The organism is Bacillus sp. FSL P4-0248 (assembly GCF_038593305.1).
GTDB lineage: Bacteria > Bacillota > Bacilli > Bacillales > Bacillaceae > Bacillus > Bacillus safensis.
This window is the reverse complement of the sequence record NZ_CP151983.1, coordinates 3,207,292-3,220,992: the sequence shown is the minus strand read 5'-3', so window position 1 is coordinate 3,220,992 and position 13,701 is coordinate 3,207,292. Positions and strand designations below refer to the sequence as shown.

Here is a 13,701-nt window from a genome sequence, read left to right as displayed (position 1 = left end):
GATCTGCCATTATACTTATTTTGATAACGCTTACAAAATGGGGATAGGGGGATCAATTATGAAGTTCAAATTAGGCTTTACACTGCTGGCACTCTGTATGCTTATCGTCACTGCCTGCAGCTCATCGACGAATTCAGAGGCAAAAAAAGAAGGCGGAGCGGAAAAGCTCGAAATTTTCTCTTGGTGGACAGGAGCAGGTGAGGAAGACGGGCTGAAGGCACTCATTCAATTGTTTGAAGAGGAGAATAAAGACATTCCAATTGAAAATGCAGCCGTCGCAGGTGGTGCTGGTACAAATGCAAAGGCTGTCCTGACTAGCCGGATGCAGGGAAATGATCCGCCTGCTACGTTTCAAGTGCATGGCGGGGCGGAGCTGAATGAGAGCTGGGTCGCGGCAGGCAAAATGGAGCCGCTGGATGATTTATATGAAAAAGAAGGCTGGAAAGACAAATTTCCAAAATCACTGATTGATCTTGTCAGCAAAGATGGGAAAATCTATTCCGTGCCAGTGAACATTCACAGGGGCAATGTGCTTTGGTATAACAAGAAAGTATTTGATGATGCAGGCTTAGAGCCGCCAACGACATTTGATGAATTTTTCAAAACAGCAGATGCATTAAAGAAAAAAGGAATCACACCACTTGCACTTGGAGATAAGGAGCCTTGGGCAGCGACTCATTTGTTTGAAAGTGTTTTGCTGGGTGTATTAGGTGCAGATGATTATCAAAAACTTTGGGCTGGCGATATGAAAATGGATGACGCAAAAGTGAAGGAAGCGGCAGACATCTTTGGACGTATGCTCGAATACGTCAATGACGATCACAGTTCACGTAACTGGCAGGATGCCTCACAGCTCGTGGCAAAAGGAGAAGCGGCAATGAATGTCATGGGCGACTGGGCGAAGGGGTACTTTGTGAATGATCTTGATTTGAAGGTGAATCAAGACTTTGGATACGCGGCGACTCCTGGAACGGAAGGAAGCTTTATGGTGATCACCGATACATTTGGACTGCCAAAGGGTGTGAAACAGCCAGAAAACGTGAAGAAATTCTTATCCGTTTTAGGATCTGTGGAAGGACAGGATGCGTTTAATCCGTTAAAAGGATCGATTCCAGCACGTGTGGATGCAGATGTATCAAAATATGATGAATACGGAAAATCGGCGATGAAGGCATTTAAAGAGTCAAAACTGGCGCCGTCTCTTGCTCATGGCTCAGCTGCTGAAGAAGGGTTTGTGACAAAAGCGAATCAAGCCGTCAATATCTTCGTGACACAAAAAGACAGCAGTCAGTTTGTTTCATCTTTAAAAGATGCAATGAAATAAAGACGAAGGAGGCGGCGGCTAGGCACCGCCTCTTTTTTAAAAAGGAGTGTAGTTTCATGAGCATAGACACATCGCCGATGACAAAAACACCTGTGCCCAAAGTTAAACGTATGCGGAAAAAATGGAATGGAGACCAGCTGCTGGCGCTGCTCTTTTTAGCCCCGTCAGCAGTTTTATTATTCATCTTTGTTTACGGTTTTATCGGCTGGACAGGATATGTGTCATTATCAAACTGGACCACGCTTGTTCCTGATTTCTCTTTCGCAGGTCTTCGCAATTATGTCATGCTGTTTCAAGATTTCCGCTTTCAATCAGATCTTCGAAACACGGTCTTTTTCACTTTATTTTTTATTGGGGCTGTCATTATCTCTGGTCTTGCACTTGCGATTTTACTAGATCAGAAGATCAAGGGGGAATCTCTTTTTCGGAATTTATTCTTCTTTCCGATGGCCCTTTCCTTCGTTGTCACAGGAGTCGTCTGGCAATGGATTTTAAACCCGTCAACTGGGGTAAATTTATTTTTGAAAACGCTTGGTATCCAGCCTAAGTGGTATACGGATACGAATATATTGACCGGATTTGTCTGGGGGAAAATTGAGTTTGGTGTACCTGCGGCCATGATTGCTGTTGTGATTGCAGCTGTTTGGCAAATGACAGGCTTCTCTCTGGCGATGTATTTGGCGGGTCTGCGAGGAATTCCAGAGGAAGTAAGAGAGGCTGCTAGAATGGATGGTGCAACGGAGTGGCAGATTTACTGGAAAATCATTTTCCCTCTTTTAAAACCGATTACTGCAAGTGTTGTCATCATCATGGCTCACATTTCTTTAAAGATCTTCGATTTGATTTACTCGATGACAGGGCCGGGTGCGAACTTTGTCACGGATGTTCCGGGCGTGTATATGTTTGAAATGACCTTTAGAGGAAACCATTATGCAGGCGGTGCCGCCATTGCGGTTGTCATGCTGATCTCTGTTGCGGTCTTTATCGTGCCATATCTCCTGTCGAGCCGGAAGGGGGCTTCATCATGACAGCCAGATGGTTTGTCCGTCCAGTTCTTTATGCTTTATTGATTTTGTGCAGTCTCTTTTTTCTGATGCCTGTTTATGTCATGCTCGTCACAAGCTTGAAGCCATTAGGTGAAGTCACCCTTGAGCGAATGTGGTCGCTGCCATCTACTTTTGATTTTTCAAGCTATCAAATCGCGTTTGAAAAGCTGGCGCCCAATTTAATGAATTCTCTTTATCTTGTCATTCCTGCTACTTTATTGTCAGCTGTATTAGGTGCAATGAATGGCTATGTATTATCAAAATGGCGTTTCAAAGGATCAGAAGTCGTCTTTACGCTGATGCTGTTTGGGATGTTTATTCCATATCAAAGTATTCTGATCCCGCTCATTCAATTTTTGCGTGAAGTCGGATTGTATAATTCAATTCCAGGGCTTGTGCTTGTCCATGTCGTATATGGGCTTCCGATCACAACACTCATGTTCCGAAATTTCTATGTGAGCATCCCAGATGAAATGATTGAATCGGCGAAAATGGATGGCGCAGGGTTTATCGGGATTTTCAGACATATGATTCTTCCGCTTTCGATCACAGGATTTGTTGTGGTGGCCATTTGGCAGTTCACAAATGTGTGGAATGAATTCTTATTTGCAGTCACGATGACCACTGCGGAGCATCAGCCGGTGATGGTTGCCTTGCAAAACCTATCAGGCAGTCAAATTGTGCAATGGAACGTCCAAATGGCAGGGGCGATATTGGCCGCGCTGCCGACCCTGCTCGTCTATATTCTTCTTGGAAAATACTTTGTCAAAGGGCTTCTCGCAGGCTCTGTCAAAGGGTAAAATATTTTTTGTGTTATCGTTTTCATTCGGTGTACTGAAAGGATTGACTTCTCTTTAGATAGCGTCATAATAAAAGTTGAGACTTACTAGTTTTCATCAAGCTAGGTAAGGATTATCAAAGGGTAGCAAAGGGAGGAGTCATCCTGAATGAAGCAGTCACCAATTTTTTTACTGCCTGAATTGAAGGAGAGAATATGGGGAGGTACAGCCTTAAGGGATCAATTTGGCTATGATATTCCTTCTGATCAAACGGGAGAATGCTGGGCAATTTCTGCTCATCCAAACGGGCCAAGTGTCGTGCAAGACGGTCCATATAAAGGGAAAACGCTGATCGAACTCTGGGACAATCATAGAGAATTGTTCGGGGGGATAGAAGGCGACCGCTTCCCGCTGTTAACCAAAATTTTAGATGCAAACCAAGACTTGTCCGTGCAAGTACATCCAGATGATGATTATGCGGAAAGACATGAAAATGGCGAGCTTGGAAAAACAGAGTGCTGGTATATCATTGACTGCAAAGAAGGAGCAGAAATGATCTATGGGCACAATGCAAGAACAAGAACTGAGCTTGTCACCATGATGAATAGTGGAGATTGGGAAGGTCTTTTGCGGCGGGTGAAGATTAAGCCTGGTGATTTTTATTATGTGCCAAGCGGTACCATTCATGCGCTTTGCGAAGGAACGCTTGTCCTTGAAACGCAGCAAAGCTCAGATACAACTTATCGCGTATATGATTATGAACGAAAAGATCAGGATGGCAATGAACGTGAACTTCATTTTGCGCAAGCGATTGATGTCACAACGGTTCCTCATGTAGACGGGTATGCAGATGAATCAGTTGAAACACGCCGGGGAGTGACCATTCGTACATTTGTCGAAGCAGAATATTTCTCTGTGTATAAATGGGAAATTGATCAAAAAGTAGAGCTTTCGCAGGATTATCCGTTTTTGCTATGCAGTGTGATTCATGGAGAAGGGTCTTTAGAGCATGACGGACACACATATCCACTGCCAAAGGGCGCTCATTTTATTCTGCCGGCTGAAACAGGAAGCTTCTCAATTGAAGGATCTTGTGAACTGATTGTGTCGCATATATAAGGAAAAGAGGACTTCGAGGGGGTCCTCTATTTTTCTATTGCATAAATGACTTGAAAGAGTACTTGTTTTTGTCGATAAAGAGATTAGTAGACTATTATGCAAAGTTAAGAGAGGGACAGGGAACGTGAAAAAAACCATCAAGATTATGTTACTCGCAGCTGCCTTTGGTATGACATTACACACGGGTAAAGAAGCGCAAGCAGCCTCCTATGTCGATCAATCCATTTATACGATGAACACCTCAAAAGTATTTACAACAGAAGCAGAAGTGAAAAAAGCAGTGGAAACACTGAAGAAAGACAAAAAGTGGACAGCCACTTATCAAACCTCAGGAAATACGTCGACCTATCAGCTCACTGCTTCAGGATATGATTCGCAAGCAGCAGCGAATGCAAGTGCAGCTGCATTAAAAAAAGAAGTAGGCATGAGCGGTACGGTGTCTCCAGTAGGTGACCGCCTTCCTTTACAAAAGGTCGTATCTGATCCAGTTAATGATGAAAGTCAGGCGAAAAAGCTTTCACTCGAACTAACGAAAACATCAGGGCTCAATAGCTCCTATGAAGTCATCAATCAAAGCAAACCTTCTTATCAGGTCATATCAGGAGCCATTGATTCTGAAACGAAAGTGAAAAATATTCAAACCGAGCTGCAAAAGCAGGCAGGCGTCACCAGTACATACCAAACCGAAACGAAAGCTGGCACTGTGTATCAGCTGATTTCAAGCGGTATTGTTGGACAAAGTAAGGCGAATACCATTCTGCAAGGCTTTCAAAAGGCATCCGGCTTAACAGCAGTGCTTCAAACGGTGACAGCAGGTAAGCCGTATTACATCGTCACATCCGCTGCACAAGCGAACCAGTCGAAAGCACAGACGCTTCTTACTCAACTGCAAAAGGAAGCAAAGATCAGCGGGAAGATTCAAAAGACAGGTGCTTTAAAAAATGTCTACAGCTTGGAATCAGGCTATTTTAAAGACAACAAACAAGCAGCTTCAGCTTCAGCTCAGATTAAGAAACAAACCGGTGCTGCAGGTACTGTGCAGCGCGTGGGAAAAACAAAAAATTATATCGTGAAGCTCAATCAACTGAACGATACAGCTTACGCCAAAACGGTAGCCTTTTTCAAGAAAAAGAAATGGCGCTACACGTCCAAAAAGATTTCTTCTACACAGCCATATCAAGTCGTGACGGGAAACCTTTTAGGAGATGACCAAGTCAAAAAAGCAGCGGCTTTCTTCCAAAAGAAAAAAGTATCTGCGACAACGAAAAAAACTGGCAAGGTATCAGACAGCACGTATCGACTCGTCGTCAATCAAGCAGTGGACCAAGCGAAAGTGAATAAAGGGGCCGCCTACTTAAAAACGCAGCAGCTGACAAGCAGCATAACCACAAGTAAGGGACAGGCTGTCAGCAAAACGTATAGTCTCAAGACAACACCTGTATATGAACAAAGTAAAGTGAAGCAGGCTCAAGAGATTATCAAGAAAAATGGCGTTGCCAGCAGTACAAAAACGCTGACAGAAGCGGTCAAGCAATACCGTATCACGACAGAGCCGACAGTGAATCAGACAAAACTGAATCAAGCACTCAGCTATTTGACGAAACAAAAAATGAAGGCCGCTGCACAAAAAACAGGCGCAGCCGATTATGCTCAATATCAGATCAAAACAGGTGCCATCTCAACCGCTGCACTGCGTGATCAAGGTATGGCATTTTTCAAAAAACGGAATGAAACCGCTGCGTATACAACCACAACGAAACCAGCTTACAAAATCAACATTACGCAGCAATTTACAGGATTACCAACTGTAAATGAAGCCATTGCTTTTGTGAAAAGCCAATATGGCTGGACCGCCACAGCCGTAAAAATTAAAAATGGCCCAATGGTTATGCAAACGAACTACAACCTTACTGTCAATGAGATGGTCAACAAACAAATGAAGGTGTCGCCACAGACAGATGGTGCGGCCTATGTCTATGCAGCATATGTAGACGAAGCAACATCGACAGTGAATACGGATGGCTTAAATGTCCGTTCTACACCTGATTCGAGCTCTGCAAGCAACATTGTGGCACAGCTCAATAAAGGAGCAAAAGTAAAACAGCTTGGGAAAGAAGGGAACTGGATCAGGATCAACCTCGGCTGGAGAAATGCAAGTGCAGCAGAGGTGCAAAAATATGTAGATCCAGCTAATATTGCAGAAGGCACGCAATCTTATTTTCAATTTCTGAAACTCTCTGAAGCTGCGAATCTCAATCCAGCAGAGGTCAATTCAAAGATTTTAGCAGGAAAAGGGATTCTTGCGGGTAAAGGACAGGCCTTTATTACAGCAGCAAAAACGTATCATATCAACGAAATTTATCTTATTTCTCATGCGTTGCTTGAAACGGGTAACGGAAGTTCCATTTTAGCGAATGGTACAATGTATAATGGAAAGAAAGTTTATAACATGTATGGCATTGGCGCATATGACAGCAATCCGAATTATCTTGGTGCAAAGTATGCGTATGAACAGCAATGGTTCACGCCAGAGGCTGCCATTATTGGCGGAGCAAAATTCATTGGCAACAGCTATATCAATAATGCCACATACAAGCAAGATACAATTTATAAAATGCGCTGGTCGGCTGCAGCGACTCATCAATATGCAACAGATATTGGCTGGGCTTCTAAGCAAGTCACTCGCATGTATAGTTTGTATAACCTGCTTGATGACTATACGCTGTATTACGATATCCCGGTGTATAACAAATAAAAAAACGTCCGTGCTTTCTAATGAGAAGCCGGACGTTTTTTGTGTAGGAGCAGCTGCTGTTCAATGAATGAGAGGAGCTGCTGACTTGATTGTCCCTTTGAATATTGGTTCCATTCCTCAGCAAAGGTTTTGATTCGTTCTTTATTGTTTAATGCGTTTAGGTGCAAAAGCTCCTGCAAGAGCATGTCTTGAGTGACGCAAGCCTTACCAGGAATGATGTCTTCATACCGGTCGACTAAGCCGCGTTTCTCCCGATAAGTGTCTAAGTCATAAGTGAAGAACAAGACAGGCTTTTCGAGCAGTGCATACTCAAACACAATGGACGAATAATCTGTCACCAGGACATCACAAGCACAAAGCAATGGATAGAGCGGCTGATCGGACACATCAAATATCCATTCACCGTCTGTTTCTGCTTTCGCTAAATGTTTAACCGCAGGATGAAGCTTGACGAGCAGAATGTAATCGCCATTCAGCTCAGTTTGCAGCTGCTCTTTTGAAAAAGGCAGCACAAGACCGTCCATTGCAAAGTCTCGATAGGTCGGTGCATAGAGCAGGATCTTTTTCCCTTTTGGAACATCATTCAGCTTCAAGGAAGGCTGGTGCTGTTCATAGTACACATCCGTCAGTGGTACACCAGTTGGTAAAAAGCGTTCATCTTTGACCCCAAAGGAGGTCTTGAAAATCTCACGCATGTGATCTGAGCCTGTCACGATGTAATCGAAAGACGCATAGACCCGTTTGAAGCGTTTGATATCACGTGGACTCCGGTCAGAATTTGAAGCATCTTCAAGCCCGAACTTTTTCAAAGCTCCATTGGCATGCCAAACTTGAATACAAGTTGTAGAAGGCCGTTTTCTGAGCACACTCGTCATGAGAAAGTAATTGTCCGTCACGACAACCTTGCTTTTAAACATCGTATATATACATTGAATGAGATGGAGAGGATTTTTTTCATGAAAATAGCGAAATGACAGATGAGGCCCATCCTTTTCTATCGCAGAAGCATGCTTCGTATAGAGGATAGTGAGCTTCATTGTCATGTTCGCCTGTTGTTGATAAGTATGAATGAGAGCAGCCGCATTCTCTTGGAATGAAACAAGCAGCGTTACCTGGTTTTCACGAGGTTTCACGCCGCTCATCAGCCATCCAATGAAAGAAATAAAAGCTGCGTAACATGAAATCATCATTGAGCGTATATTCATCATTTATCAGTCTCTCACAGCTGCTTCGTCTGATCCTTTACCTGCTCAGGATAGTAACGTTTTTTTCCTTTGCTTTCTTTCAATACGGCAAAAGCGTACTTAGGAATATTGAGCATTCGTTTCCATCTCCATGGATTCACAATCAATCTGTACAGCCATTCTGTATTTGTCTTAATCATCCAGCGTGGTGCACGCTTCACCGTTCCGCTAAATACATCAAAGCTTCCGCCTAAACCGATGCAAACAGCCTGCGGGAATAAATGGCGGTATTCGTAAATAAAGTTCTCTTGGTTTGGATAACCTAATGCAACGAACACCATATCAGGTTTCGAGCGCGCGATTTGCTTCGCTACGAAACGTTTATCGGCTTGATAGCCGTCACAGCTTCCAGCGAGGACCACATTTGGATATTCCGTATCAATTCGCTGTTTCACAGCCTCAAGCACTTCTTTTTTTGCACCATATAAAAAGATTCTTTTAGACTGCTTGTTTGCTAGGTCAAGCATAGACATGAAGACATCAAAGCCGGCAATTCTTGACTTAAGCGGACTTTGGGTCATGCGGGACATCAATACGACGCCTACGCCATCCGGCAGTACATAATCCGCAGATGAGACGACTTGATGGTACGCATGATCCTTCATGACGGCATAGCCTATCTCTGGATTGACAGTCGCAATCATGGCGCCTCTTCTCTGAGAAATATGATGCTGGTTCATATAGCTGATAAATCCATCTAAGTCGCCGTTTACATAAGAAAGGTTAGAGACCACTTCTGTTTGCATTGTTTAGACCTCCTTTTTAACTTGTTATCTATGAACGTTCATTGTAAATTCATTCTTCGCCTACTCATCATTTTATCACAGATGCTCCACGAAATATTAACAATAACTTTACAAACCTTTAAATTTCATGACATTTTCATCATTTCATCGGGACGATCCTTTGTGAAACATTGATTCCTCGGACTTTTCCTCCTGCGCCCAGTAAATTGGAAATAGTTTGTCTTTACATTTTCTTAACCTTTCATAGGCGTTGTGATATAATGAAATTCCGAAGAGCGAAAAATGATCGATGATAATAAGATTACGGATAACATTACTGCTTGAAGCAGACGAATAAGGATGAAAGAAAGGAGTTTATGTTTGCAATGAAGAAAGTTATTACTTACGGTACATTTGATTTATTACACTGGGGGCACATTAAGCTGCTAGAACGTGCAAAGCAGCTCGGAGATTACTTAGTGGTGGCCATCTCTACAGACGAGTTTAACTTACAAAAATCTAAAAAAGCTTATCACAGTTACGAACATAGAAAGCTGATTCTTGAAACCATTCGTTATGTTGACGAAGTCATTCCAGAAAACAGCTGGGATCAAAAAGTCCATGATGTGCAAGAGCATGATATCGATGTGTTTGTTATGGGAGATGACTGGGAAGGCAAATTCGATTTTTTAAAAGAACATTGCGAAGTCGTATACTTGAAAAGAACAGAAGGTATCTCGACAACACAAATTAAAGAAGAAATTGCTGGACTTTAATAGATCAAAAAAGTACTTCTTATCTTTTGGTAAGAAGTACTTTTTCATGTAAAATACAATGAGTAAGCAATCAATATTATGAAGGAGAGCTTCCTTTGTTTCAAAATTGGATGAAGAAAAAAGTTGAAGACACATTGGATCAATCTGAACAACATGAAACAATGGCATCAATGGACGTGCCTGATATGGACTATTACTTTATTATGGGTGATGTGCCAAAACAGGATGAGAGCTTAACAAAATCTTTAAAGACAAAAATTAAGCCTTTGGCTGATCAACATAAACGTACTGCAATTTTAACTTTAAATTACGATGCAAATGTGAAAGAACGTATTCACCGCATGGAAGAGATCTTTTCTTCTGAGATTGACATCTTGAATGTGTATGAACACTATATTCTACCGGAAAGCGGTAGTAAGAGACGTTACTCGGAATTTATTGTCGGTGAATCATCGCATTCAATCAATGAAGCAGTGATTCTGGCAGATGAATCCACGATTCAGGTGACGAGATATGAACGATCTTCTTCTCCCATTTGTTATATTGAACAATATAATGAAGAGCAGCAATTGGTGAAAAGGGAAGAATATAATTGGCAGGGCGTTTTATGCAGAGTACAAAGCTTTGTTCCCCATACAGGTGCACTATACTTAGAGGAATTGATCAATGACGATGGCAGTATTTATATGGAGTTCATCTACCATGGTGATGCAAAAAAGAATCCAGTTCGGCATATTAATTGGTATAAAAAAACAGGAATTCACACATTTACAAAGAAGACGGATATTAAACAATTATGGCTATCCAGCATTCAATCACAAAATGACCGTTTGAAACTGATGATCACAGAGGACCGTGATCAAGACCGCCACCTGTTTAAAATCGAGCAGCCTGAAACAACTTATTACGCTGCATTTGTGCATCACGCACATTATGAAGAAGATCTGCATCAAGTCAATTCTCAATATGGAGAATTATTTAAACAAATAAGAAAGCAGCAAGTGGACGCTGTCTTTTTTGGGGATACTAAACATAAAGAAGATGTCGAAAAACTATTGGGAGAACAAGCCTATTTTTATCTTGTTCCTTCTGACGAAGAGACTGTTTGGAATACGGCGATTCATCATATGCTCGAAAATCGTGAGCATAAAGATGAACTGAGAGGGATCGTTGACAGCATGAAATGGGTCTTGCGTGATCTAAGCTCTGAGCATCATGTTCTTCACCTTCAACTTGAGTTAAAAGATGAAATGAGTCATGCGGATCATGTGCAAATTGATTTCGCAGGATATGATCGAGTGAATGGAGCTGAAATCATCTCTCAAACAATCGATGAGAACCATCAAGTCAGCTTCCCAATTGGCCATTTTCAAACAAAGAAAAACATTGAAATCAACCAAACGAAATTTGTGGATTTTTACATTCGTTTTAAAACAGAAGAACTTCAAGAGGTTTTGCAGCGTCTAGAAATAGAAGATGAGCTGCTTACGAATAAACCATCATCGATCGATGGATGGTCATATCAAACGAAACAAGGCAACTATTCTTGGAAAGTAAAATAGTGATATAACACAACGGTAAGATTTCTGAACAGAGGAGATTAACGATTAATGATTGAAGAGGGAATTCATAAGAAGAGTGTCGTTGAAGGGTTAAAAAATCACCATGAGAAACTAGAAATGCTGATTCGCATCAACGATGACATGCCATTAACAGATAGAGAATTTTATTTGTTTATGAGGGAGAGAGTTTCGAAACAAGAACTTTACCTTCCGCTTGTTCATCAAGAAGAGAATCTATTCAAATTGGTATTGAATGAAGCATCGCTGCCGCTTGCGTTAGAGCAAGGCCAGACATATAACTTGTATGTCACGGACTATTTGAGCACAAACAAAGAAGAGGATGAGGACGAGCTTGAGGACTCGGCTTATGATTCTGATTCCGAAGAAGAGGAAGAAGAAGTAAAAGAAGCGGATATCAAGACAGATATTGAATCTGAAGAGAAAACGTCAAACTATAAACGCCGCTTAAAAATGGAAATAGAAAAGCCTGAGCTGACTTTTTTAGAAAATAAAGACGCCATGCTGTGTATCATTCCATACCGTACAGACAAAGGGAATGCTTCTTTGAAAATCAAGCGTGAGCTAAAGGTTGTGAAATTCAATCATATCGAGCTCAACAAAGGGTGTATGTTATCTTTATCCGGGTATGCAGGTGTACTAAGTGCAGAACATCCGTATGAGATCAAAGAAGCAAAGCTTCTATTGAAGAAAAATGGTGAAGAACCAATTGAACATCGTTTTCCGGTCAATATCACCCATATAAAAGACGAAGTGATCGAATACCGTGATGATCAACATGTACCACAGCTTTATCAATTTTTAGCAGAAGTCCCTTTAGAGGAATTGACCTATTCATTAAACAAACGCTTTGTATATCGCTTCTATCTTGAATTTATCTGTGATGTAAACGGAGCAGAGGAAACATTAACAACCACTTCTTTAGTGCTTGGAGACCGCTCGAACAAACTCAAAGGACTTGTTCAAATTCATAAACGAAACGATGTACCGATTCGATATGAAGTGTACCGAAAGAAAAAAAGACAAACGCTTGGCATCCGTATTAATGATTACACAATGAAAACACGTGCCAAGTATTACGTCAAAAGCAAGTGGAAGAAATTCAAAAAGAAGATCAGTAAAATCAAAAAAGTCCGTAACCGCCTTGTGACAAGAACGTTTAAAACGACCTTTAAACTGGCGAGTAAGCTGTCTGTGAAAAAGAAAACGGTTGTTTTTGAAAGCTTTAATGGAAAACAATTTAGTTGTAACCCGCGTGGGATTTATGAGTATATGAAAGAACATCATCCTGAATATACGCTGATCTGGAGCGTTAAAAAGGGTCATGAAGCACCGTTTAAGGAAAAAGGCATCTACTATATCAATCGTCTGTCATTGAAATGGATCTTTGCGATGGCAAGAGCTGAGTATTGGGTCGTAAACAGCCGTTTGCCGCTATGGGTTCCAAAGCCAGATCACACAACATACTTGCAGACTTGGCATGGTACGCCGTTAAAACGGCTGGCAATGGACATGGACGAGGTGCATATGCCTGGAACAAACACGAAGAAATACAAAAAGAATTTCACAAAAGAAGCATCGAATTGGGATTATCTCATTTCTCCAAATGCCTACTCGACTGAAATCTTTACACGTGCGTTCCAATTCCAAAAGACCATGATTGAGTCAGGATATCCGAGAAATGACTTTCTTCACAATCAAAACAATGAAGAAACGATGAGAGCACTGAAACAAAAAATGAACCTGCCGCTCGATAAAAAATTGATCTTATATGCACCGACATGGAGAGACGATCAATTTTATAAAAAAGGGCAGTACAAATTTGATTTAGACCTTGACCTGCATGAGATGAGAGCTGCTATCGGAGATGAGTATATTATCATTCTGCGTATGCACTATCTAGTTGCTGAAAACTTTGATTTAGGGCCTTATGAAGGCTTTGCCTATGACTTCTCTCATTACGAAGACATTAGAGACCTTTATATGATTTCAGATCTGCTCATCACAGATTACTCATCTGTGTTCTTTGATTATGCAAACCTCAAACGTCCGATGCTGTTCTATGTGCCAGACATTGAAACATATCGTGACAAGCTCAGAGGCTTCTACTTCGACTTTGAACAAGAAGCACCTGGACCACTTGTGAAAGAGACAGCAAGTGTCATTGACTGGGTGAGAGAAACAGAACAGCCAGACTTTACACTACCAGAATCATTTGCACCGTTTTATGAGAAATTCTGTTACTTAGAGAGCGGGGCGTCATCGAAGCGGGTGGTTGAAGTAGTTTTTAATTCGCAACGCTTTTGATTGTTTTCTTATAGATGGAAAAACACCTTTGGAAGGTATCAAGTTC

At 41.6% G+C, this 13,701-nt stretch carries 10 protein-coding genes; 8 read left to right on the top strand and 2 right to left on the bottom strand.

Annotated elements, in window-relative coordinates:
- The first annotated feature begins 58 nt into the window (after positions 1-58).
- The 5 genes from NST65_RS16600 (at position 59) to NST65_RS16580 (ending at position 7,023) form a co-directional block, all read left to right on the top strand.
- On the top strand, positions 59-1,324 hold the full coding sequence (locus NST65_RS16600) for an ABC transporter substrate-binding protein (protein ID WP_065214845.1): 1,266 nt from the start codon (positions 59-61) through the stop codon (positions 1,322-1,324).
- Between the two features lie 56 nt (positions 1,325-1,380).
- On the top strand, positions 1,381-2,352 hold the full coding sequence (locus NST65_RS16595) for a sugar ABC transporter permease (protein ID WP_065214844.1): 972 nt from the start codon (positions 1,381-1,383) through the stop codon (positions 2,350-2,352).
- Positions 2,349-3,170: a carbohydrate ABC transporter permease gene (locus NST65_RS16590; protein ID WP_065214843.1), complete on the top strand. Its 822-nt coding sequence runs from the start codon at positions 2,349-2,351 to the stop codon at positions 3,168-3,170. Before NST65_RS16595 ends, NST65_RS16590 begins: the two co-directional genes overlap by 4 nt.
- Positions 3,171-3,317: 147 nt before the next feature.
- Positions 3,318-4,268, top strand: coding sequence for a mannose-6-phosphate isomerase, class I (gene manA, locus NST65_RS16585; protein ID WP_024426280.1), 951 nt, complete (start codon positions 3,318-3,320; stop codon positions 4,266-4,268).
- A 124-nt stretch (positions 4,269-4,392) separates the two neighbouring features.
- Positions 4,393-7,023: an N-acetylglucosaminidase gene (locus tag NST65_RS16580; protein WP_111926836.1), complete on the top strand. Its 2,631-nt coding sequence runs from the start codon at positions 4,393-4,395 to the stop codon at positions 7,021-7,023.
- 17 nt (positions 7,024-7,040) lie between these two features.
- Here NST65_RS16580 and NST65_RS16575 read toward each other — a convergent pair whose 3' ends face one another.
- Positions 7,041-8,231, bottom strand: coding sequence for a CDP-glycerol glycerophosphotransferase family protein (locus NST65_RS16575; protein WP_081338885.1), 1,191 nt, complete (start codon positions 8,229-8,231; stop codon positions 7,041-7,043).
- An 11-nt stretch (positions 8,232-8,242) separates the two neighbouring features.
- The gene (locus NST65_RS16570) at positions 8,243-9,013 is read right to left on the bottom strand and encodes a WecB/TagA/CpsF family glycosyltransferase (protein ID WP_111926834.1); all 771 of its coding nucleotides are present in this window, start codon (positions 9,011-9,013) and stop codon (positions 8,243-8,245) included.
- Positions 9,014-9,378: 365 nt separating this feature from the next.
- On the opposite strand from NST65_RS16570, the gene tagD reads away from it, so the two are divergent.
- The 3 genes from tagD to NST65_RS16555 all read left to right on the top strand — a co-directional run bounded on the left by tagD (position 9,379) and on the right by NST65_RS16555 (position 13,655).
- A complete protein-coding gene (gene tagD, locus NST65_RS16565; protein WP_034281137.1) occupies positions 9,379-9,768 on the top strand; it encodes a glycerol-3-phosphate cytidylyltransferase in 390 nt (129 codons plus the stop codon).
- Between the two features lie 95 nt (positions 9,769-9,863).
- Positions 9,864-11,330: an alpha-glucosyltransferase N-terminal domain-containing protein gene (locus NST65_RS16560; protein ID WP_111926832.1), complete on the top strand. Its 1,467-nt coding sequence runs from the start codon at positions 9,864-9,866 to the stop codon at positions 11,328-11,330.
- A gap of 48 nt (positions 11,331-11,378) precedes the next feature.
- Positions 11,379-13,655 (top strand): CDP-glycerol glycerophosphotransferase family protein, encoded by a 2,277-nt coding sequence (locus NST65_RS16555; RefSeq protein ID WP_111926830.1) that lies wholly within the window; start codon positions 11,379-11,381, stop codon positions 13,653-13,655.
- Positions 13,656-13,701: the final 46 nt, after the last annotated feature.

Excerpts from the sequence above, each read along its gene's own strand:
- NST65_RS16600 (WP_065214845.1), top strand. The coding sequence starts at position 59 with ATGAAGTTCAAATTAGGCTTTACACTGCTGGCACTCTGTATGCTTATC.
- NST65_RS16595 (WP_065214844.1), top strand. The coding sequence starts at position 1,381 with ATGAGCATAGACACATCGCCGATGACAAAAACACCTGTGCCCAAAGTT.
- NST65_RS16590 (WP_065214843.1), top strand. The coding sequence starts at position 2,349 with ATGACAGCCAGATGGTTTGTCCGTCCAGTTCTTTATGCTTTATTGATT.
- manA (WP_024426280.1), top strand. The coding sequence starts at position 3,318 with ATGAAGCAGTCACCAATTTTTTTACTGCCTGAATTGAAGGAGAGAATA.
- NST65_RS16575 (WP_081338885.1), bottom strand. The coding sequence starts at position 8,231 with ATGATGAATATACGCTCAATGATGATTTCATGTTACGCAGCTTTTATT.
- NST65_RS16570 (WP_111926834.1), bottom strand. The coding sequence starts at position 9,013 with ATGCAAACAGAAGTGGTCTCTAACCTTTCTTATGTAAACGGCGACTTA.
- tagD (WP_034281137.1), top strand. The coding sequence starts at position 9,379 with ATGAAGAAAGTTATTACTTACGGTACATTTGATTTATTACACTGGGGG.
- NST65_RS16555 (WP_111926830.1), top strand. The coding sequence starts at position 11,379 with ATGATTGAAGAGGGAATTCATAAGAAGAGTGTCGTTGAAGGGTTAAAA.